20 protein-coding genes are annotated in these 23,309 nt (G+C 39.5%); 4 read left to right on the forward strand and 16 right to left on the reverse strand.

Going from position 1 to position 23,309, the window contains the following annotated elements; genetic code table 11:
* Positions 1 to 18: 18 nt before the first annotated feature.
* From ESZ26_RS04830 to ESZ26_RS04840, 3 genes are all read left to right on the forward strand, one after another.
* The gene (locus tag ESZ26_RS04830; protein ID WP_146798520.1) at positions 19 to 402 is read left to right on the forward strand and encodes a ribosome recycling factor family protein; all 384 of its coding nucleotides are present in this window, start codon (positions 19 to 21) and stop codon (positions 400 to 402) included.
* A 78-nt stretch (positions 403 to 480) separates the two neighbouring features.
* Positions 481 to 1,014, forward strand: a complete 534-nt coding sequence (locus tag ESZ26_RS04835; RefSeq protein ID WP_070374034.1) for a YaeQ family protein — start codon at positions 481 to 483, stop codon at positions 1,012 to 1,014.
* 32 nt (positions 1,015 to 1,046) lie between these two features.
* Positions 1,047 to 2,405 (forward strand): M20/M25/M40 family metallo-hydrolase, encoded by a 1,359-nt coding sequence (locus ESZ26_RS04840; protein WP_170246307.1) that lies wholly within the window; start codon positions 1,047 to 1,049, stop codon positions 2,403 to 2,405.
* 233 nt (positions 2,406 to 2,638) lie between these two features.
* Here the strand turns inward: ESZ26_RS04840 and ESZ26_RS04845 are convergent, their stop codons facing one another.
* Both ESZ26_RS04845 and ESZ26_RS04850 read right to left on the reverse strand, forming a co-directional pair.
* Positions 2,639 to 3,085: a GNAT family N-acetyltransferase gene (locus ESZ26_RS04845; protein WP_223271553.1), complete on the reverse strand. Its 447-nt coding sequence runs from the start codon at positions 3,083 to 3,085 to the stop codon at positions 2,639 to 2,641.
* Positions 3,075 to 3,971, reverse strand: coding sequence for a DMT family transporter (locus ESZ26_RS04850; protein WP_146798524.1), 897 nt, complete (start codon positions 3,969 to 3,971; stop codon positions 3,075 to 3,077). The genes ESZ26_RS04845 and ESZ26_RS04850 overlap by 11 nt, the downstream gene beginning before the upstream one ends.
* Positions 3,972 to 4,176: 205 nt before the next feature.
* On the opposite strand from ESZ26_RS04850, the gene ESZ26_RS04855 reads away from it, so the two are divergent.
* Positions 4,177 to 4,629, forward strand: coding sequence for a methyltransferase family protein (locus ESZ26_RS04855; RefSeq protein ID WP_146798526.1), 453 nt, complete (start codon positions 4,177 to 4,179; stop codon positions 4,627 to 4,629).
* A gap of 111 nt (positions 4,630 to 4,740) precedes the next feature.
* Here ESZ26_RS04855 and ESZ26_RS04860 read toward each other — a convergent pair whose 3' ends face one another.
* The 14 genes from ESZ26_RS04860 to ispC all read right to left on the reverse strand — a co-directional run bounded on the left by ESZ26_RS04860 (position 4,741) and on the right by ispC (position 23,306).
* Positions 4,741 to 5,310: a PhnA domain-containing protein gene (locus ESZ26_RS04860; RefSeq protein WP_146798528.1), complete on the reverse strand. Its 570-nt coding sequence runs from the start codon at positions 5,308 to 5,310 to the stop codon at positions 4,741 to 4,743.
* 254 nt (positions 5,311 to 5,564) lie between these two features.
* A complete protein-coding gene (gene sstT, locus ESZ26_RS04865) occupies positions 5,565 to 6,803 on the reverse strand; it encodes a serine/threonine transporter SstT (RefSeq protein WP_146798530.1) in 1,239 nt (412 codons plus the stop codon).
* A gap of 102 nt (positions 6,804 to 6,905) precedes the next feature.
* Positions 6,906 to 8,294: a tRNA lysidine(34) synthetase TilS gene (tilS, locus tag ESZ26_RS04870; RefSeq protein ID WP_146798532.1), complete on the reverse strand. Its 1,389-nt coding sequence runs from the start codon at positions 8,292 to 8,294 to the stop codon at positions 6,906 to 6,908.
* Positions 8,295 to 8,427: 133 nt separating this feature from the next.
* Positions 8,428 to 9,384, reverse strand: a complete 957-nt coding sequence (gene accA / locus ESZ26_RS04875; RefSeq protein WP_146798533.1) for an acetyl-CoA carboxylase carboxyl transferase subunit alpha — start codon at positions 9,382 to 9,384, stop codon at positions 8,428 to 8,430.
* Between the two features lie 171 nt (positions 9,385 to 9,555).
* Positions 9,556 to 13,113, reverse strand: a complete 3,558-nt coding sequence (gene dnaE, locus ESZ26_RS04880; RefSeq protein ID WP_146798535.1) for a DNA polymerase III subunit alpha — start codon at positions 13,111 to 13,113, stop codon at positions 9,556 to 9,558.
* Positions 13,113 to 13,838 carry a ribonuclease HII gene (gene rnhB / locus ESZ26_RS04885; protein WP_146798537.1) on the reverse strand — a complete coding sequence of 242 codons (726 nt, stop codon included), beginning with the start codon at positions 13,836 to 13,838 and terminating at the stop codon, positions 13,113 to 13,115. The genes dnaE and rnhB overlap by 1 nt, the downstream gene beginning before the upstream one ends.
* On the reverse strand, positions 13,835 to 15,037 hold the full coding sequence (gene lpxB / locus ESZ26_RS04890) for a lipid-A-disaccharide synthase (protein WP_146798539.1): 1,203 nt from the start codon (positions 15,035 to 15,037) through the stop codon (positions 13,835 to 13,837). The genes rnhB and lpxB overlap by 4 nt, the downstream gene beginning before the upstream one ends.
* A 33-nt stretch (positions 15,038 to 15,070) precedes the next feature.
* A complete protein-coding gene (gene lpxA / locus ESZ26_RS04895; protein ID WP_146798541.1) occupies positions 15,071 to 15,865 on the reverse strand; it encodes an acyl-ACP--UDP-N-acetylglucosamine O-acyltransferase in 795 nt (264 codons plus the stop codon).
* Entirely contained in the window at positions 15,866 to 16,318 is a 453-nt protein-coding gene (gene fabZ / locus ESZ26_RS04900; RefSeq protein WP_146798543.1) for a 3-hydroxyacyl-ACP dehydratase FabZ, read from the reverse strand.
* A 4-nt stretch (positions 16,319 to 16,322) separates the two neighbouring features.
* A complete protein-coding gene (gene lpxD, locus ESZ26_RS04905; RefSeq protein ID WP_146798545.1) occupies positions 16,323 to 17,363 on the reverse strand; it encodes a UDP-3-O-(3-hydroxymyristoyl)glucosamine N-acyltransferase in 1,041 nt (346 codons plus the stop codon).
* A 173-nt stretch (positions 17,364 to 17,536) separates the two neighbouring features.
* The gene (locus ESZ26_RS04910) at positions 17,537 to 18,055 is read right to left on the reverse strand and encodes an OmpH/Skp family outer membrane protein (protein ID WP_223271554.1); all 519 of its coding nucleotides are present in this window, start codon (positions 18,053 to 18,055) and stop codon (positions 17,537 to 17,539) included.
* A gap of 145 nt (positions 18,056 to 18,200) precedes the next feature.
* Entirely contained in the window at positions 18,201 to 20,675 is a 2,475-nt protein-coding gene (bamA, locus tag ESZ26_RS04915; RefSeq protein ID WP_146798546.1) for an outer membrane protein assembly factor BamA, read from the reverse strand.
* 27 nt (positions 20,676 to 20,702) lie between these two features.
* Positions 20,703 to 22,058, reverse strand: a complete 1,356-nt coding sequence (gene rseP / locus ESZ26_RS04920; protein WP_146798547.1) for a sigma E protease regulator RseP — start codon at positions 22,056 to 22,058, stop codon at positions 20,703 to 20,705.
* Positions 22,059 to 23,306 (reverse strand): 1-deoxy-D-xylulose-5-phosphate reductoisomerase, encoded by a 1,248-nt coding sequence (ispC, locus tag ESZ26_RS04925; RefSeq protein WP_146798549.1) that lies wholly within the window; start codon positions 23,304 to 23,306, stop codon positions 22,059 to 22,061.
* Positions 23,307 to 23,309 lie beyond the last annotated feature (3 nt).

The following is a 23,309-nucleotide window of genomic DNA, read 5'->3' on the forward strand; positions in this document are numbered from 1 at the left end:
TAGAGTCTCCCGCTACTTATGAAAACATCACCCAGCCATATACCTATTATTAACCTGCCCTCATTGCTTAGAAAAGTAATAAAAGCTTATGCGTTAAAGGCGGGAATAAGAGCATGTGGCTGTGAACTTTATAGAATTGGCCGCTCACGCAATTGGCAACTAAAGGCTAGCTTTGAACAACTAGAACACATTGTCGCCTTTATACAAGACTCAGAGGAACCCAGTTGGCAGTGGCTAGTTAATTACTTAATGAGTCAAAGACAAGCACTTAGTCACGATGAACTTATGCGCATTGCGAAATTAAAATCTGACATTACCGTTAACCAATTAATGGCCCGCACTGATTGCACGATTGCTGAAGCAAGAAAAGTCATCGACGAATTAGAGTGGCTGGTCGAATAAAAGCACTTACCTGCTGTATTCCTTGATATTATACGAGTACTATAAGCTTAATTAGCATTACTTACTTTACGGATAATCATGGCACTAAAAGCAACAATAAATAAAGCCAGTATACAGCTGTCAGATATGGACAGAAATTACTACGACACCCTCAATTTAACCATCGCCCAACATCCCTCAGAAACAGATATTCGTATGATGGTGCGCTTGTTAGCTTTTATTTTAAATGCAAATGAACATTTGCAGTTTGGTAAGGGTGTAAGTGACGAAGAAGAAGCGGCGCTTTGGCAAATTAATTACTCTGAAGTGATAGAGTTATGGATAGAGCTTGGTCAGCTGGATGAAAAACGTCTCAAAAAAGCCTGTAATCGGGCCCAAAAAGTCATCCTTTATGCTTATGGCAGTAGTGCTGAAACCTGGTGGAAACAATCACAAAATAAATTACGTTTACTCAATAAACTTTCAATTGAGCTCATTAGTCAAGAAACCTGTGATGCATTAGCAAAACTTGCTGGCCGCTCTATGGACTTTCAGTGCAGTATCCAAGATGGTCAATTGTGGTTAACCGCGGGTGATGAAACACTATTAATTGAAACAACAAAATTACAATAATTAATACCAACATCGATATGGAAATAATAAGCATGAAAAGTCACCTTACAAAAAGCCGATTAACTTTAGCTCTTTTTACCAGCATAACGCTACTTTCGGCATGCAGTGAACCCACTGTACCCAAAGCCAAAATTGCTGAGATGTCATCAGCACAGGTCATTAAAGATATCACTTATCTAGCAAGTGATGATTTGAAAGGCCGGGCCAGCTTCTCTGTTGATATTGACCAAGCAGGTGATTATATTAGTCAACGGTTTAGCGAAATTGGACTAAGCCCACTCGCGGGCAATAAAAATTTCAAACAAACATTTAACGTAACCAGCATTATGCCAACGGCATTAACTGTGACCTTAAATGGTAACACTATTGCTGACGCTAATTTAGGCATGGCTAGTACCTTGGCCACACTTTCATGGCAAAGTATTGAAAATATTAACACTCATATTATTGGTGAAGCTGATGATATGCGCGCAGCCCTTGGTAAAATGAATAATGACGGTGGCCAACACCTGGTCATTATTCATAGCGCTCACGCTAAAACTTTTGCCGGTTACCGCGGTTACTTTCAACGAGGCTTAACCAAGCTCAACCTTGAGCATCAAGGGGCTATTGTTATGGTTTTAGCCGATGATAATGAAATTACCACTGTAGACGTTAACGCGCGTATTAGCATAACAGAAAAAACCTTAACCAATATTGTTGCGATACTGCCAGGTAAGGATACAAATCCAGCGACAGCAAACGAAGTCGTTTTATATTCGTCACATTATGATCATTTAGGGGTCAGCGTTGATGGCAAAGAAATTTTTAATGGTGCTGATGACGATGCTTCGGGCACCTCTGCGGTCATTAACATTGCACAGCACTATGCTCATCAAGGCACCAACAAAAGAACCTTAATGTTTAGTGCTTTTACCGCAGAAGAAATTGGTGGCTTTGGCTCTAAGTATTTTTCACAGCAATTGGATCCTAACAACGTTGTGGCAATGATAAACATTGAGATGATAGGTAAGCCTTCAAAGTTTGGCGCTGGTTCAGTGTGGATGACAGGAATGGAGCGTTCAAATTTAGGTGAGTTACTTAATGCAAGTTTACCCGCTACAAGCAGTGAAATTTACCAGGACCCTTATCCTGAACAGGGTTTATTTTACCGTTCAGACAATGCGACACTTGCGCGTTTAGGTGTTCCTGCTCACAGTTTTAGTAGTACTCAACTCGATAAAGACCAGCATTATCATAAAACGTCTGATGATATTAACAGCCTAGACTTAGCCTCAATGTATCAGGTTATTGAGTCATTATCAGTCGCTACGCAAGGATTAGTTGATGGCAGTATTACCCCGACACGCATCGATGTAAGTAAGATACGCGCGAGTGGTAAAATCTACTAAATAGAACAATTCTTCCTGAACATCGTCACGCTTTGCCATCGACGTATACGGAAGTACCAATGCCGTGATGACATGGATGTCAAAGAACGGTCATGGCATTGTGACATACCGTTCTTCCTGAACATCGTCACGCTTTGCCATCCATGGCATTGTGACATACCGTTCTTCCTGAACATAAGGTCAGTGATTTTTTAATTACTGACCTTATGTTGATTATAACCAGCGTATTTTTATCACTGACAGCACATTTGATACTCTATCTCATTCTGTCCGGTGACAATAAAACCATGGCGTAAATATAAAGAGATCACCGGATTTGCTAACAAAACATTTAATGTTAATGGCAATCTTAATACTTTTGATTTTTTTATTACTAAGGCTAATACCTTACCGCCAATCCCTTTACCTTGATATTGTGGCGCTATTTGCAATTGTCTAATGTGTAATTTATCGGTTAAAACGCCAAGTTTAATTAAACCTATCGGCTGCTCATTCATCAAGATAATAGACGAATCTGCAAAAAATTCTTTAACCCGTTCAAGATGTTGTTGATCAGATAAATTCAAGCCTGCGGCAATAAGATGTTCGCCCATTGAGGCTTTTCTCAATCGTAATAAATAGCCAATATCACTCGGCTGGGCTTGTCTAAATCCTATGGTGACTTTTTCATCATTGAGCATATTTATTATGATTGTATTTAATCACTAAATCACCCCATTGATAAATAGCTAAGCCAGCAATGATAGCTAACCCGCCGACGATTAAATTAGTATTAACCGTTTCATTGTTTAATACTAATCCCAGTGAAATCGCAATCACTGGGGTGATCATAGTGATCAATGCTACCGTACTCGCTTTCAGGCGTTGTAACACATAAAAATAAGCAATAAAGCCCACTAAGGAGCCAATAACACCTAAATAAACAACACTCAGTATTGATTTATTACTCCATAATTCATAAGGAATATTGCCATCGAAAATAAACCAAACCAAAGTAAATAAAGGGATACTAAATAATAATGAACCAACGGTTGTCGCCATAGGGTTTATCGCAACGTCAACACTTTTAACCAACACACCACTGAAACTAAAAAATGAAACAGCGATCAATACCGCGACAATGCCAATATATGCATCATCTTTAAGCGATATTTTATCAAAACATACCATAGCTAAACCGCAAATAGCGACAGCCAATGCTATTTTTCTAGCTGGTGAGAATGCAGACTCAGCCAAAATGCGTTTACTTAACACCCCAGATAAAATAGGTGCCAAGCCGAACATTAACGACATTAGCCCAGAAGATATGTAGCCAGCCGCTAAATAGGCAAATAACATCCCGCCAAAAATACCTATCGCTGAAAAACTATAAAGTTTCAGCGCCTTTTTATGCCAAGGCAATTCAATACGAAAAGCTTTCAGTATTAACCAACCAGGAACAACCGCAATAAGCATCCGCAACAATACCGCCAAGGTCGGATGAATAGTTTCACTGCTCCACACTATCGCTAGTGGTGTTGTTGACCAGATAAGAATAACGGCAAAGTAAGCAATGGGGACTGACATTTTATAAATCCTTTATCGGTGCTATATTGAAAATTGAAGCCGAAGAAAACCAAATGAAAATAACGAGTATACAAATAAATAATGGCGATATTATCTAACTACGTCAATAATACCTAAAAATAAATTTATCGGTTTAGTGTGATTAGTAACCACTAATATCTGCTAGAGTACGCCTCAATAAAGATTTTTAAGCTTAAGGTAAATCATGGTGTTAAAAGTAATACCCGTCGTGCAAGTATTAATTGCCATGTTATTAATGATAACCTTCAATAAAATATCACCTGAGCTCACCTTGAGTTGGCCGGCTCATCTACCAGTTGCCCTAGCACTGTTATTTATCGCGATAGTGGCAGGAATTAGCGCCATAGTTAGTTTTAGAAATCACAAAACAACGGTCAATCCAACAACACCAGAATCTAGTTCAACCGTGGTAAGTTCAGGCATATATTCTTTTTCCAGAAATCCAATGTATTTAGCCATGCTTATTTCACTAATATCGCTCGCTTATTACTTACAACATTTAGCGTCTTTACCTATTATCTTAATATTTATTGGCTATATGACTCGTTTTCAAATAATTCCTGAAGAAAGAATGTTAACGAAAATATTTGGCCAACAATACCGAGATTATCAAGTAAAAGTAAGGCGTTGGTTATAGGCAATCTCACTAATACGTTAAAGCCCCAAAATTGGGGCTTTAACGTATTATCTTGATAGCTTCACTAAGCCTAAATAGCATTTTCAAAGCTATGATGGACAAGACTTTTACTTAAGCTTTTTTCAAATACGCTGAAACTAAAACAATACGCGTACCATTAACTTTTCCTTCAATGTGCTCAGGGTTATCAGTTAAGGTAATGCCACGCACCATAGTGCCCTGCTTAGCCGTAAAGTTAGCGCCTTTAACTTTTAAATCTTTAATCAAGGTCACATCATCGCCATCTTGTAAATCAGTACCATTACTGTCTTTTGTTGGCCCTTCTCGCTCAGCAGCGGCAATACCTTGCTCAGCCCAAGTTTTAACATCATCTTCCATGTAAATCATTTCTAGAGCGTCTTGTGCCCAACTTTCTGCTGACAGTTTATGAAGTAAGCGATACGACATAACTTGTACGGCGGGCTCTTGATTCCACATACTGTCGTTCAAACAGCGCCAGTGATTAACATCGATTGCGCTGTCACCATTAATTTGTCCGGTGCACGTAGCACAAAGATATACACACTGCTGAGCACTTAAGTCGCTGGTTGGTGGCACAGGAAATACCGCTAAATTTTCAGTTGACGTACATAATTCACAGCTAGTATTACTGCGTGCTTTTAAGGCATTTTCGGTAGGCATAATATTAATTCACTAATTTTTGAAGAAGATTTTTGGCTATTATGCTCCTAATTCAGTGATTTAAAAAGTGCTGATTAAAAACGGGGAATAATTGACCTGAGCCATTATTTAAAGGTAGCGCTTTACTTTGGCTAAATCGTGGCAGTATGGCTTTGTTGTTGAACACTAAAATTGCAACAAAGCCGTCACCCTGAATTAACTTCAGGAGCGATAGCCAAACCACATTTTGATTTGGCTTTAATCAGGGACTTTATTTATTCGAGGTTTTTAGTGATGTGATGCGAAGCCGCTGCCGTGAAAATAACATCGGTAGAGCTATTTAAGGCTGTTTCAGCAGAGTCTTGGATAACACCAATAATAAAGCCTATCGCGACCACTTGCATAGCAATGTCACTATCGATACCAAACAAACCACAGGCCAATGGAATAAGTAACAACGAACCACCCGCAACGCCAGAAGCACCACAAGCGGATACTGCGGCGATAACACTCAATAAAATAGCGGTTGCAAAGTCGACTTCAATATTTAAAGTATTGGCCGCAGCCAGCGTTAATACTGTAATAGTGATCGCCGCACCAGCCATATTAATCGTAGCGCCTAAAGGAATAGAAACCGAATAGGTATCTTCATGTAAATCAAGTTTTTCACACAGTTCCATATTAACAGGGATATTTGCTGCAGAGCTACGCGTAAAGAAAGCGGTGATACCCGATTCTTTTAAGCAAGTAAGTACTAACGGATATGGATTTTTACGCATAATAAAATAAACGATCAGTGGGTTAACCACCAAGGCAATAATAACCATAGAGCCTAAAAGTAACAGCACTAAGTGTCTAAATTCACCTAAGGTATCAAAGCCTGTGGTCGCAACAGTATTCGCCACTAGCCCCATAATACCTAATGGTGCGAAACGGATAACTAACTTAACGACACTTGAAACAGCTTCGGCTAAATCATGAACCATCACTTTTGTTGACTCACTGCCTTTTTTCAACGCAAAACCTAAACCTAAGCCCCACGCTAAAATACCAATAAAGTTTCCGGTAACGACCGCATTGAAAGGATTATCAACAATTTTAAACGCTAAGGTTGATAATACTTCACCTAGTCCTTGTGGCGGATTAGCACTTGCGCCAATAATATCTAATGTTAATTGCACCGGGAAGGCAAAGCTAAGGGCTACAGCAACCAGTGCAGCACTTATTGTACCGAGTAAATAAAGCCCGACAATCGGTTTTAAATTAGCATCGCTATTAGGTTTTTGGTTGGCAATAGATGAAGCGACTAAAACTAACACCAAAATAGGGGCAACCGCTTTTAGTGCACTGACAAATAAACTGCCGAGTATTGAAAATGACTTGGCAACTTCAGGTAAAACAAGCGCTAAAACAATACCAACAACAAGTGCAATAATGATTTGATTGACGATGTTAATAGTTTTTAGCTTACCAAAAAGTGATGTTTTTTCTACAGAGGTATTTTGTGTTGTCATAGTTTGTCTTATTTTAGTTATTGTTATTAAGATAACGTATCGATGAAAGATTTTTACCACTTATGCACCAACACTGTCTAGTTTATTCGTTACACACTACCTTTAAAGAGGCAGTTGACCATGCCATGATAGTGTAAATACTGAGTCACTTTTAGCGGCTCCACTGCTGTTCTCGGCTAGATAGGACTGACAAACAAACTGTCCGACTACCGCAACCAACTCATTATCATAAAAGAGAAAAGGTAACCTTTTTCTCTGCCATGTTGGGATAGCAAGCTCTTGTAAGACCTTTTTTAATGGTCTTGAGTGCTGTCGATATTGTGGCAAACATCTTGGGTTTTCGTGAGAAAAACAAATCGTCACTTTTTGATGCTCTGCCGGTTTTTTTATCACCGACTGCCAATCACTGTTTTCTTGTGCTTGCGCTGATAAATTCGAAAAGCTTAACCAACCTAATAGATCAGGAAGAGAAACATTTAACGGTTTATCATCAGCTAACCGCGCTAGTGCAACCCTTTGTTGCCAAAGCGACAGGTCATGATAGATACTAGTTAGATGCAACTCACCTTTATAACGTCTAATGCAACACTCGGCTAATTGCACAACCGGCGACTTATCCGCTTGTGCATTTAGCTGCTGACATATTTGCATTAACTGCTGTTGGCTTGGCATTAAAAAGCCATGGCAAGATAAAAAATAGCGCAATAGATTTTTAAGACGTGCTTGGCTGAGCTTGTTTAAATCAACAACGCTAAGCTTATTAGGTGAGGACTGGCAAGCCATTAAATCTTGCTGCGCTAATTCATCCAGTAATTGTTGTGCTTCAACACAATGTTCAGCACTGCGAGCAATCGTCTTGTTGATACTAGGCCAACGTTGATTTAATGTAGGTAAAACTTGATGGCGAAGAAAGTTTCTATCAAAACGCTCATCAGTGTTCGACTCATCTTCTATCCAAACTAAGCCGTGCTCTTTTGCATAGCCTTCAATCTCTGCTCGTGAAACAGTTAATAAGGGTCTAACCAATAATTGCTGCCCCAAGGTCATCTCACTTTGCATTGCTGACAACCCTTTCAAACCAGCGCCTCTTTTTAGGGCGAGTAGAAAAGTTTCCGCTTGATCGTCACTATGATGGCCAGTAACAATTAAATCACCTGATTTGGATACGGTTTGTAATGCTTGATAGCGGGCATCGCGGGCAAGCGCTTCTAAGCTTTTTTGAGCAACGGCTTGCACGTTTACTGCAATAATATCTAACGGCAGGCCAAATAGCTGGCATTGTGTTTTAGCAAAGGTTTGCCATTTAACGGCATTAACACTTAAACCATGATTAACATGACAAACACGAATTTCGCTATTAATAGCCTGTTGTGTTTTTAAAGCACCAAGGCAATGTAACAGCACTTGAGAGTCGATACCGCCACTGTAGGCAATAAGCAGTGATTTTTGAGGATGGCTGGAAAAAAAATCTATTAAGGTCTGTTTAATCATAGAATACTTGGTTAATTGACACTAAAAACAAAAAAACTGTAGCCTTAACTTAGCGATATAATCAGTAAGGTAACGCTACAACTTCATCAGCAAAGTATTCAATATTACTTTGCTCGTGCCGATTTATAACAACTTAACAATAACCGAAAGACATTAATCTGTCATAACGTTTTTCAATTAATTCTTCTTTTGACAAGCCTGCTAGTTCGGCAAGATTTGATTTTAATTCTTGCTTTAGGTTAGCCGCCATAATATCCATATCACGATGTGCACCACCTAATGGCTCTTCAACAATATTATCGATAAGTTCTAATTCTTTAATACGCGTAGCGGTAATACCCATAGCGGCAGCGGCAGTAGGTGCCTTTTCAGCAGTTTTCCACAAGATTGATGCACAACCTTCAGGAGATATTACCGAGTAAGTAGAATATTTCAGCATATTAACACGGTCACCAACACCAATCGCTAATGCACCACCAGACCCCCCCTCACCAATAACAGTACAAACAATCGGTACGGTTAAGCGAGACATTACTTTTAAGTTCATCGCTATCGCTTCACTTTGGCCACGCTCTTCTGCACCTATACCCGGGTAGGCACCAGGAGTGTCAATAAAGGTGATAATAGGCATATTAAAACGTTCAGCCATTTGCATTAAACGTAAGGCCTTACGGTAACCTTCAGGGCGAGGCATGCCAAAATTACGTTTAACTTTTTCAGCTGTTGAACGCCCTTTTTGATGACCAATAATCATCACAGGTTTGCCATCTAAACGCGCAGTACCACCAACAATGGCTCTATCATCTGCATAGTGTCTATCACCAGCAAGCTCATCGAATTCAGTAAAAATGCGTGGTATATAATCAAGCGTATAAGGACGCTGTGGATGACGTGCCACACGAGCGGTTTGCCAAGGGTCAAGATTTGCAAAAATCTTTTTCGTTAACTCCGCGTTTTTCCCACGTAATTGCGTGATTTGCTCTTCAAGGTCAAGATCTAATTCTTGACCGTTATTGACCAATTCTAGCTCTTCAATTTTGGCATCAAGCTCAGCAATAGGCTGCTCGAAATCTAAAAAATTTAATGACATATGATTATTCTTACCTATGTTCTATGCCGTTTTATCAACAACAGCATGATTGTTCAAATAGAGTACTTAATAATGTCAATTTGACTATTAAGTTGCTAACAACGCCATAATCGACCTTGTTATAAATTATTTATAATGGTTAACAATAAGTGACCATTAATGCGCCCTTAATTATTTAAACCTTAAAGTAACGTCGCCATCACCTAATAAGGTTTTTAATTCATGTAATAAAGGGTCTGCAGGCGTAACGCGCCATTGTACGCCTAATTCTAGCATAGCTTTTGCTTCATCTCTTTGATAAAACAACCGAACAGGACACGTACCGTCCTTATAAGGTGTTAATACCTCGGTAAATTTGTCAATAAAACCTGCACCTGCCTTGTTTTTATTGACATTGATATCTACTGAAGAGACATAGTTTTCACGAGCATCACCAACGGTCATGATATCTCGAGCGGTCATTGTAATGCCTCCGGAGTATTCATCAAAGCTGACCTGTCCACTACAGACCAAAATAGCGTCACTTACCAGTAATTCAGCGAAATTATCATAGTCATCGGGAAAGAGTCTAATGTCCATGCGAGCACTTTTATCGTCAAGCGTGACTAACGCCCATCGCCTGCCGCGCTTATTGACCATAACTCTAACGCCTAACACCAAACCAACCGCAACAGTGGTTTTGTCTTTACTGGTCGGTTGCAGACTAACTAAGCGTCCAGTCGCATAATGCTTGATTTCACTTAAGAAGCGATTAATCGGATGACCCGTTAAATATAAGCCAAGGGTTTCTTTTTCACCATTGAGCCAAACTTCTTCTGCCCACATTGGCACATCTTTAAAGGCTTGTCGCGGCTCTGCTGACGCGTCATTAATTAAACCAAATAAATCATTCTGACCAACAGCTTGTGCTTTTGCATATTGATCTGCCGCCTTGATTGCTTCAGGTAATGTTTCAAATAAAACAGCGCGATGCGGTACTTCTTTACCATTAATAATTTTTTTAGGCCCTAAACTGTCCATGGCGCCAGCTTTAACCAATTTTTCTAAAACACGTTTATTAATTTTTTTCAGATCGAGTCGTGCACAAAAATCAAAAAGGTCAGTAAATTCGCCACCAGCTTCACGAGCAGCAATAATCGCTTCAATCGGACCTTCACCGACACCTTTTACTGCGCCAATACCGTAAACTATCTGATCTTGCTCGTTGACGGTAAATTTATATTGGCCGGCATTAACATCAGGAGGTAGGAGATCTATACCCATATTGCCACATTCATCAACTAGGGTAACAATTTTGTCGGTGTTATCGATGTCAGCTGACATTACCGCCGCCATAAATGGCGCAGGGTAATGTGTTTTCATCCATAAGGTTTGATAAGAAACTAGCGCATAAGCCGCTGAATGCGATTTGTTAAAACCGTAGCCAGCAAATTTTTCCACCAGATCAAAGATCTTCATCGCAAGCTCGCCGTCAACACCACGGTTGATCGCGCCTTGTTCAAAACCATCGCGTTGCTTGGCCATTTCCTCAGGTTTTTTCTTACCCATAGCTCGACGCAGCATATCGGCGCCACCAAGTGAGTACCCCGCCAAGACTTGCGCGATTTGCATAACCTGTTCTTGATATAAAATAATACCGTAAGTGGGTTCAAGAATAGGCTTTAAGTCAATATGTTGCCAGGTAGCATCCGGATAGCTAACTTCTTCACGGCCGTGCTTACGTTCAATAAAGTTATCAACCATGCCAGACTGCAACGGTCCGGGTCGAAAGAGTGCTACCAGAGCGATAATATCTTCAAAGCAATCAGGTTTTAATTTGGCAATAAGTGATTTCATACCACTAGACTCAAGCTGAAAAACTGCTGTTGTCTCAGATCGTAATAATACTTTAAAGCTGGCCGGGTCTTCTAAATGAATACGGGTAATATCAATAGGCGCTTTGCCTTGCTTTAACAATTTCACATCAGCCATTTCAATGGCCCATTGCAAAATGGTTAACGTGCGTAGTCCCAAAAAATCGAACTTAACTAAACCGGCATCTTCGACATCATTTTTATCGAACTGAGTAACCGGATTCTTACCTTCTTCATCGCAGTAGAGCGGCGCAAAATCGGTGATTGTTGTTGGCGAAATAACCACACCACCGGCATGCTTACCAGCATTACGCGTTGTGCCTTCTAAAATACGGCACATATCAATTAAATCTTTGACTTCACTGTCTTGTGCGTAAGCTTCTGGCAACTTAGGCTCTTCTTCAAATGCCTTGGCTAATGTCATACCTGGTGTTGGTGGTATTAGCTTTGAAATTCGGTCAACAAAACCATAAGGATGACCGAGTACTCGACCAACATCGCGAATAACCGCCTTGGCTGCCATGGTGCCAAAGGTAATAATTTGTGATACTGCATCACGGCCATAAAGTTCAGCCACGTGATCAATAACTTCATCACGCCTGTCCATACAGAAATCGATATCAAAATCGGGCATTGAGACACGTTCAGGATTCAAGAAACGTTCGAAGAGCAAATCATATTCGAGGGGATCTAAGTCGGTAATTTTTTGGGCATAAGCGACCAGAGAGCCGGCACCAGAACCACGACCAGGCCCTACGGGAATATTGTTATCTTTACTCCACTGAATAAATTCCATCACGATTAAAAAATAACCGGGAAAGCCCATATTGTTAACCACTTTAAGTTCAATGGCTAAACGTTCGTCATAGGGTTTACGCTTTTCAGCAAAATCTGCTGCGTCTTTATCAAACAAGGTCTCTAAGCGGTCTTGTAAACCTTCTTCAGACACTTTAACTAAGTAGTCTTCTATCGACAGGCCTTCTGTTGGAAAATCAGGGAGAACATACTCTCCAAGCCTAACCGTAACATTACAGCGTTTGGCAATTTCAACCGTATTCTCAATCGCTTCAGGGATGTCTGAAAATAATTCACACATTTCCTCTTCAGTTCGAAGATACTGCTCTTGAGAATATTTTTTCGGGCGACGTTTATCATTGAGGGTAAAGCCATCATGTATGGCAACACGTATTTCATGGGCATCAAAACGCTTAGGAGAAATAAACATCACTTCATTAGTCGCTACCACGGGAAGTGAAGCTTTTTCTGCCAACTCGACTGCCAAATGGATGTAGTTTTCTTCGTTTTCTCTATTGGTTCTGATCAGTTCAAGGTAAAAGCAATCAGGAAAGTAGGCTTGATAAAAATCGACCATTTTATTGACCAGCTCGAGATTACCCTTGATCAACGCTTTACCAATATCACCTTCGCGACCAGCCGACAATAAGATCAACCCCGGAGCATAGTCAATTAACCAATCTTTATCGATAACCGCCTTACCTTGAACATGGCCTCGAAGATAGGCTTTAGAAATGAGTTCAGTAAGATTTTTATAGCCGACATTATCAGTGGCTAAAACAACAATGCGGGAAAGTTCATTCTCTAATTCATCACTTTTAACCCAGAGATCACAACCAATAATAGGCTTTATACCTGCGCCATGAGCGGCATGATAATATTTAACCAAACCACAAAGGTTTGTTTGATCAGTTAGCGCGATGGCTGGCATTCCTAAAGCTAAGGCTTTAGCGACGATAGGTTTTACTTTATTCAAACCATCGCATAATGAATAGTCACTATGCACCCGTAAATGAATAAATTTTGGTGGAGCTTTGACTGACACTAATTCGGGTGTATCAACTAATACTTGCTCTGACATTAACACTTCACCTGGGGGGCTTCTTCTTTAGTTTTTGTCGGTAAAACACCTTGCATAGCAATAACTTGTGCTACTGGCTTAAAGCTTGCTCGGTAGCAATCAAGTACACCGTGCTCTACTATTTTTTCTAAATGGGCTTTCGTTGGATAACCTTTGTGTTTAGCAAAGCCATATTCAGGATGTAGCTCATCTAAGGCAAGCATTTCATCATCACGAACAACTTTTGCAAGTATTGATGCCGCACTGATTTCGCTAACCCGATCATCACCTTTAACCACTGATTGGCTAGCAATACTACCATCCGCCTGCATAAATACAGGACAACGATTACCATCAACTAAAACATAATCGGGTATTACTGATAAATCTTGCACTGCTCGTTGCATCGCTAACATGGTGGCATGGAGAATATTTAAGGTGTCTATTTCTTCGGGTGTTGCTCGTCCAACAGCCCAAGCAATCGCTTTTTCTTTGATTTCCACCGCAAGGACCTGACGTTTTTTTTCTGATAGCTTTTTTGAATCCATTAAGCCTTCAATAGGGTTTTCGGGATCAAGAATAACCGCAGCGGTCACGACGTCACCCACCAGAGGTCCGCGTCCAACCTCATCAACTCCCGCGATACAATAAGCAATAGGGTATTCAAAAGGTGGGAAAATCTTTTTAGGTTTTAGCACTTTTTTACTTTTAGTAATATTCGTTTCGATCGCTGCGTCATTACTCATTTTGACATTAGGTCCATCACAGCTTTCGCCGCTTCTTGGCTAGCATTTTGTTTTAAGGCGAGATGAATTTTCATATATTCATCTTCAAGCGACGTTTGGTCTTGGTACAAACGCTCTTTCACTAACGGCACGATATTGTCAACGCTGACTTTACCTTGCAGTAATTCAGGCACCAGTGCTTTTTGCGTCAATAAATTAGGTAATGAAAACCACTCTAATTTTACTAAGCCTTTAAACATGTGATAAGTAAATGCATTAAACTTATAACAGATCACCATTGGCCGTTTAACTAAGGCCGCTTCTAGTGTTACCGTACCTGATGCCATCAACAAACAGTCACTAGCAGCCATCACTTGCTGGGTTTTATTAGTAATAATGGTTACTGCTAAATTTGGCGCTATTTTTTCTTTCAATTGGCTAAATTGGTCGGTTCTCTTATCGCTGATCATCGGCACAACAAAATGTAATTGTGGGTCTTGTGCTAACAGTTGCACCGCAGAAAGTAAGAATGGCTCGGTTAATCGAGATAGCTCACCACCACGACTACCGGGCATAAGCGCAAGTATTTTTTTATCAAGCGGTAAGCCGAGTGCTTGTCTGGCTTCACCCTTATCCGAATAAAAGGGAATATCATCTGCTAGCGGATGACCGACAAAAGTACAAGGCACTTCATACTTATCATAAAAGTCTTTTTCAAAAGGCAATAATGACAGCACCATATCGGTAGCCGCTTCAATGGTAAAAATACGTTTTTCACGCCAAGCCCAAACGGATGGACTAACATAATGAACCGTTTTAATACCCGCTTTCTTTAATTGTCTTTCTAAACGCAAATTAAAATCTGGCGCATCGATGCCAATAAACACATCAGGCCTATTGTTAATAAACTCTGTAGCTAAGCAGTCTTTGACATGAAATAAACGTTTGAGACGACCCAATACCTCAAAAATGCCCATGACGGAAAGTTCTTCCATATCAAATAAGCTGTCGAAACCCAACGCTTGCATTTTAGGACCACCAATACCGATAAACTTGGCATTAGGATAAACAGACATTAAGGAACTCATTAGGCCAGCACCTAGTGTATCGCCAGAATGCTCGCCAACAACAAGTCCAAACACGGGAGGTTGTTGAGGAATTAAACCATTTACAGTTGGTGATGTTTGGAGAATAGCCTGATTTTCTACTGTTTTCGTCATTAACCTTTACTCTACTACTTTTAACTAGCGCTGTTAGCGGGCAATGCCACGGCTAGAGTTTTTAATAAACTCGGCAAACAGGGTTAACTCTGGCATATCATCAGCTAATGCGGCCACTTTTACTAAAGCTTCGTTAACGTTTAAGCCTTTACGATAAACTTCTTTATAAGCACGTTTGATGGTTAAAATAACCTCTTTGTCAAAACCTCGACGTTTCAACCCTTCTGAATTTAAACCAAAAGGAGAAGCTGGTTGACCAGAAACCATCAAATAAGGCGGTATATCTTTTAAAATCAGTGAATTTGCCCCAACAAAACTGTGTGCACCAATATGACAAAACTGATGAACGCCAGTCATGCCACCTAAAATAGCGTAGTCTCCTACATGAACATGACCGGCAATAGAGGCATTGTTTGCAAGAATACAATGGCTACCAACCATACAGTCATGGGCAACATGGGTATAGGCCATAAACAAGTTATTGCTACCGATTTGCGTTAGGCTGTTATCTTGAACCGTGCCACGATGGACAGTACAAGATTCACGAAAAATATTATTGTCGCCAATGATCAATTCGGTTAACTCACCGGCATATTTTAGATCTTGGCAGTCTTCACCTATGCTGGCAAATTGAAAAAATTTATTGCCTGCACCAATTGTTGTTGGCCCTTTAATAACAACATGAGAGTTAATCACACAGTTGTCACCAATGACGACGTCTTTTGAAATATAGCTCCAAGGACCAATACTGACATTACGGCCAATGCTAGCACCTTCTTCAATGATCGCCTGGGGATGAATTAAACTCTGCTTGTTGGAAGTCACCATTTATACCACTCTTCTTGCACACATAAGTTCAGCGCAGCAGACAACTTTACCTTCAACTCTCGCTTCACCATAAAATTTCCACATGCCGCGACGCTCTTTTAAGAACTCGACATGCAAATGCATAGTATCACCTGGCACAACAGATTTTTTAAATTTGGCCTTATCAATTGAAGCGAATAAGTACATTTCATTTTTATCTCTGCCATCTGTACTTTTAAAACCTAATAGGCCTGTTGCTTGCGCTAAGGCTTCAAGGATCATTACACCAGGAAAAATAGGGAGGTCGGGAAAGTGACCATTGAATACAGGTTCATTAATGCTAACATTCTTAATGGCATGTAATGTTTTCATTGGCTGATAATCTAGAACGCGATCAACCAAAAGCATAGGATAACGATGTGGTAGTAATGCTTTGATTTCTGCAATTTCAATGGTGTTTTTTGCTAATTCCAACGGACTATTCCTTTTCAATAATATTGTTTAAGTGCTCGATGTCATGCTCTGCACTTTTAATACGTTTAAGTATACTTTCTAATTTACGAATTCTGGCATTATTTTTATTCCACTCTTTATTCGTTTGACACGGCATGCCCGAAGAATAAACACCTGGCTCATTAATATTTTTAGTCACCATGCTCATGCCGGTAAATACACAACCATCACCAACGTCAATATGACCATTGATACCAACAAGTCCTGCTATTACACAATTTTTGCCAATAGTGGTACTGCCTGCAATAACGCTACAAGCTGCCATGGCGGTATTTTCACCAATAACAACATTATGAGCAATTTGAATTTGATTATCTAAAATAACACCATCTTTAATAACAGTATTTTCTAATGCGCCACGATCGATAGTCGTACTGGCACCAATTTCGACCTTGTTGCCAATAATAACACTACCCAACTGAGGGATTTTTAACCACTTGCCTTTATCGTTTGCATATCCAAAACCATCAGAGCCAATAACGGTATTCGCTTGAATTAAACAGTGTTGACCAATTTCAACGCGATGATAAATGCTAACATTTGACCATAATTTAGTATTTGCGCCTATTTTCGCTTGTACACCAATAAAACACCCTGCGCCAATAGTAACATTATCGCTAATAACTACGCCCTGCTCTATTACAGTATTAGCACCAATAGCGACATGCTCACCTAAAGTAACATCTGCTGAAATTTGAGCAGACGGATGAATACTATTAGCCGGTTTTGGGGTGGTATCAAGTAATTGTGCGGTAAGTGCATAACCTAGATAGGGATTATCCATCACTAGCGCATGGCTATTACAGTCATTAAGGTGTTGAGAAGAGATAATAACCGCGCCAGCTTTAGTTTCAGCAAGCTGTTGGCTGTATTTTTTATTGGCTAAAAATGCAATTTGTTGTGCATTTGCAGTTGATAGTGTGGCGAGTGAATGGATGATATATGCTTCATCACCATGAACCTCAGCACCAATTTTTTCAGCTAGCTGTTTGAGAGTATAAGACATAAACACTTAATATTTTTATGGATGCTCTATGAGCATAACTGGAAAAGACGCTAAAACCAATATGATTTTATTAGGCTAGAAAAAAAACTTGCAACTAATATTATCAATAATAGTTGCAAGTTTTATAACAAAAAGGCTTAAATCAGCCCATTATCTAGTAGCTGAATGTAGACTTAGTTAAGTTTGCTAACCTGTTCTACAACCTTGTTGGTGATCAATGCATCTGGTTTAGAAAAAATTACTGCTTGCTGTTCTAAAACAAGGTCATATTTGTCTTTTGCAGCAATGTTGTCGATTGCTTGACGAACCAAGGCAATAATTTTATTTGTTTCTTCGTTCTTACGTAGGCCAGTCGCTTGTTGAAACGCTTTACCTTTAGCTTGGTAATCTTGATATAAGGTTGCGATTTGAGTATCAAGTTCTTCGATATCTTTAGCGCTCATTAATGAACCGTCACGCTGTTTCTTTTCTTGGTAGTACTTAATGTCTTTTTCTAACTGAGCTAAAACAGCTTTATCATCTTTAAACTCAGCTTCCAATACCTGCATTACAGCTGTTGTTTGTGGGATCTTACTCATTACTTCTTGGAAATTAACCACGGCGATTTTTTGATCAGCAGCCATTACAGAACTTGCTAATAACAACGTTGACGCTACTGCTGAGCAGGTAACTGTTTTAATGAATTTTTTCAATTTTATCTCCAAAATATTATTACTTCACAACTTTAGTATAAGTTGCATTAATTTTTATAATTGTCATGTAATTGCTATGGGGGCTAACTATAAGAATTAAACCCCCTTAGTAAACTTTCTGTTCTATGTCTGCACGTTCTTTCTATTAAAAAGTTTTACCTATATTAAAACTAAAGAACTCTTTGTCATCGTCTTTTTCTGATTTTAATGCTTTCGCGAAACTAAAAATCATCGGGCCCATAGGTGATAACCACTGAACAGACAAACCCGCTGAACTTCTATAACGACCGACATCTGAATAATCATCAATTTTTTCAAATTCAGGTGTTGCTAAATCGTTGTAGTCCTCAACATTGAACTCAGTATCCCAAACATTACCGACATCAACAAAAAAGCTGGTACGAACACTATTCGAGAAACCTTCATCGAGTAATGGCGTTGGTACAATAAGTTCGATACCCGCAACAACAATAGCATTACCACCAACAGAACGTTGTGAAACGTTAATAAAGTCGTGATCTTGTCCTAAACAACAGCTACTTCCACCCTCGACCGGATCAGGAGTCCCGGTGATAGGGGTTGGAAAACGAAAGACTGCACGTGGGCCAACAATATTGTTTTCAAAACCACGTAAGGTATCAGAACCACCGGCTCTAAAATTTTCCCAAAAAGGCAGTATTTGGTCATTGCCATCTATAGTGCCATAACCATTACCATAACCGGCGTTTAAACGTGCTAATACTGTCCAACGTTGATCTTGCGTTAATGGGAAGTACCATTTAGTGTCTAAATTAATTTTAAAATAATCAACATCTGAATTTGGTGTTGTCATTTTATACGTCAAACTTTGACTTGAACCATCTGTTGGAAAGGTACCACGGTTCAATGTTGTGCGAGATATAGCCACTGACAAATCGAAACTTTCAAATTCTAAGCCACCATCTGGATTATTCGGATCAGAATATATCTCGTAAAACTGTTGAATTTGTTCATACGTTTGTAAACGAGTAATACCGTTACTTTTATAACCCGCACCAAAATTTAAACGTACATATTCATTAATAGGAAAACCTAAGTTAAGGCCTATGCCATAAGTTTTATTATTATATTCAACTAAATTCGCGTTACCGGCATTAAATTCGCTGTAGTATATTTGCCCACCTAAAGAAACCGCATCAACCGTAAAGTATGGGTCAGTATAAGAAATACTGGCACTTTGCTGATAACTCATGGTATTGACATTAAATGCCAAACGATTACCCGTTCCTAAAAAGTTGTTCTGCTGTATACCAGCACTTAGACTTAAATTTGTGGTAGAACCATAACCGATACCGGCAGTAAAAGAGCCCGAGGGTTGTTCTTTAACCGTAAAATCAATATCAACTAAGTCATCTTCACCAGGTAACTGTTTAGTTTCGTATTCAACCTCTTCCAAATACGGTAAACGCTGTAACCATGCTTTTGAATTTTCAGCGGCACTGTTCGATAACCACGCACCTTCCATTTGACGCATTTCACGGCGCAGCACTTTATCGGCAGTAACATTATTACCTTCGAAATTAATGCGGTTAACGTAAACACGTTTGCCCGGGTCAATAGAAATAGTGAGCTTAACTGTTTTTTCTGTTTCATTAATTTCAGGAATAACAGTTACTTTAGGGTAAGCATAACCATAGCGGCCAAGATAGCGGCTGATAGTTTCCTCGGTGTACGTAACTTCTGCGCCATTATATAGTTTACCCGAACGTAATGGGTTAATAGCACGAATAGTACGTTCAAAACCGACCATATCGCCGATAAAATCTATATCACTGACTTTAAACTGTTCACCTTCAGTGATATTCAAAGCAATATAAACCGCTTTTTTATCCGGTGTCATTGATACCTGAGTTGAGTCGACTTTGTATTGCAGATAACCACGGTCTAAATAGTAACTTTTAATCGTTTCTATATCACCTTGCAGGGTTTGTTTTTGATAGCGGTCTTGCGCCATAAAATCCCACCAAGGAGAATCAAAGGTAAGCTCTATACGTTCAAGAAGCTCAACGTCTGAAAAGATCTCATTACCAACAACGTTAATTTGTTCTATTGCCGCAGCATCACCTTCAGTGAAAACAAAATTTATGTCGACACGGTTACGTGGCAAATGAATGATTTCAGCTTTTACATCGGCATTGTATTTTCCGATACTATGATAGAAATCTTCTAAGCCAACTTCAATGCCGGAAATGATAGTCATGTCGAGTGTTTCACCAACACGGATATCACTGCCATCAAGACTTTCAGTTAATTGCTCTGCTTTTAAGTCTTTATTACCATCAAAAGTGATTTCACTGATCGTTGAACGCTCATGAACACGATAGATGACTCGATTACCTTCACGATAAACGACAACATCATTGAAATGTCCTGACTTGTACAGAGATTTTATCGACTGAGAAATACGAAATTCATTGAGAGTATCACCCGTATTAAAAGGGATATGAGTCAAAGCAGCACCAAGTGCGACACGCTGTAACCCTTTTACTTCAATATCTTCTACTTGAAATTCTTCAGAGGCTTGTACTGTTGTACCTAAGGCACCTAATAATACCGCAAGGGCAATTTTTTTAATTATCATAAATGCTAACTTTTATTACTTCTTTTGTTATAACCGCGAAAAATCGTTAAATAATGCGATACTCATTAAGCCTAAGAGGGCTAGTGTACCAAACTTAAAACCTATTTCTTGTATTTTTTCTGATACGGGTTTACCTGTGACAATTTCCACAAGGTAATAAAATAAATGCCCGCCATCAAGCACTGGTAAAGGTAATAAATTTATAATGCCTAAGTTAATGCTAATTAAAGCCAGAAAACCTAGAAAATATACCAAACCATATTGTGCACTAGTTCCTGCTCCTTGTGCGATAGAAATAGGCCCACTTAAGTTCTTAACAGAAATATCACCTGTTAAGAGCTTACCTATCATGTCAAAACTCAACACTATTAAGTTCCAACTACGCTGTAAGCTTTGTCCTAAAGCATCGACAACACCATAACGTAACTCAAATAAATATTCTTTTGGGTAAGGGTCTGACTTTGGTACCACCCCTAAATAACCTATTTTTTTACCCGCACGTTCAATTAAAGCCGGTGTTACCACGATTTCTTGGTTTTCACCTTGTCTTTCGACGACTAAAATAACGTTTTGTTCCGGAAGTTGACTAATATTTTTTGAAAACATCGCCCAACTGCCATTAATACTTTCGTTATTGATGCTAATTAACTTATCATCAATTTTTAGGCCGGCCTTATCTGCAACACTGTCTTCTTCGATATAAGCTAGCTCAGCATAAACAGCGGCTCTATAAGGGGCAATACCTAAACTGCTTATGGCCGATTCTTTATCGGGTGAAAAAGACCAATTAGCGGCATCCACCTTGTAAGTTTTTGGCGAGGCACTGCCTTGTTCTTTTGTTTTTATAGTAAAAGCACTCTCACCTATTTGCGAGACTAAGGCTAAATTTACATCTTGCCAGTCAAGGGTCTTTTGACCCGCAACTTCAATGATTTCACTGTTACTACTAATATTTGCTCGCTGTGCTATTGATTCTGGCATTATATCACCAACAATCGGTTTAACACTCGGTACGCCAATTAGAAACATCAGATAAAAAGCAAAAATTGCAAAAGCAAAATTAGCTAAAGGTCCAGCAGCAATAATCGCTATACGCTGATAAACCGTTTTATTATTAAAGGTTTTATCGATATCTTCAGGTTTGACCTCATCAACGCGGCCATCAAGCATTTTAACGTAACCACCTAATGGAATTAAAGCGATAACAAACTCGGTGCCTTCTTTATTGACTTTACGCCACAATACTTTGCCAAAGCCAATTGAAAAACGTTCTACTTGCACGCCGTTTCTGCGAGCAACCCAATAATGACCGTACTCATGCACCGTAATCAAAAGACCTAAAGCTACAACAAAAGAGGCTAAATTCCAGAAAAAATCAAACAACTATAGATTACCTTTTTTGTTAACTTCATTAACGGCCACACGATTGACTACAAAGCAACCACTGGCAATTAAATTACGTGAAAATTCTCTTGCTCTTGCATCAAGTGCAACAACATCATCAATTGATGCAACCCTTTCTGAGACAAATTTATTCACAGAAGTTTCATTTATTTTTGCAATATCGGTGAATTTTATTTTTTCGTTCAAAAAAGCATCAACGGCAATTTCATTAGCGGCGTTTAATGCGGTACATGCACCTTGACCACTTTTACACGCTGCTATGGCTAACTTTAAATTAGGGTACTTGTGATAATCGACATCCTCAAATTCAAAGGATGGCGTATTAAAAAAATCTAAAGGTGCGACACCAGAGTCAATTCTTCGTGGATAAGCTAAGGCATGAGCGATGGGGGTGCGCATATCAGGATTACCCATTTGAGCGATCACGCTACCATCTTTATATTGCACCATAGAATGAATGGTACTTTGCGGATGTAAAACTACTTGAATATCATCAGGGTCAATATTAAATAACCACTTCGCTTCAATAAATTCTAAACCTTTATTCATCATGGTCGCAGAATCTACAGAAATTTTCCGGCCCATTTCCCAATTAGGGTGAGCGCAGGCTTGTGCCGGGGTTACCTCTTCTAACTGTTCGACTGAAAAAGTTCTAAACGGGCCACCTGAGCCCGTCAGTAATATTTTACTGACACCATTATTCACTAAGTCGCATCGACCTGGTTTTGCTTGTACATTAGTAGGTAAACACTGGAAAATAGCATTGTGTTCGCTGTCTATCGGCAATAATTCTGCGCCATATTTTTCAACAGCATCGATAAACAAAGCGCCGGAAGTGACTAACGCTTCTTTATTTGCTAACAGCACTCTTTTGCCTGACTTAACTGCCGCCATGGTTGACAAAAGACCTGACGCCCCAACAATAGCAGCCATAACCGTATCGGTTGTGTCAGCTTGCGCAATGTCAATTAAGCCTTGCCCACCACTGAGTACTTCAATATTTTGTAAGCCATTTTGGTGAAGTTTTACTTTTAAAGCTTGTGCAGCATGCTCGGCCACCATAACAACAGTGCTCGGCTTAAATTCCTGGCACTGCGCCAACATTTCATCAACCCGGGTATTCGCCGATAAAGACTCAATAGAAAATAAAGTGGGATGAAGCCTAACAACCTCTAAGGTGCTAACACCAATAGAGCCAGTTGAGCCTAAAATACAAAGTTTACGCATCGT

This window comes from Colwellia hornerae (assembly GCF_007954355.1).
In the GTDB taxonomy this organism is placed as follows: Bacteria; Pseudomonadota; Gammaproteobacteria; order Enterobacterales; family Alteromonadaceae; genus Colwellia_A; species Colwellia_A hornerae.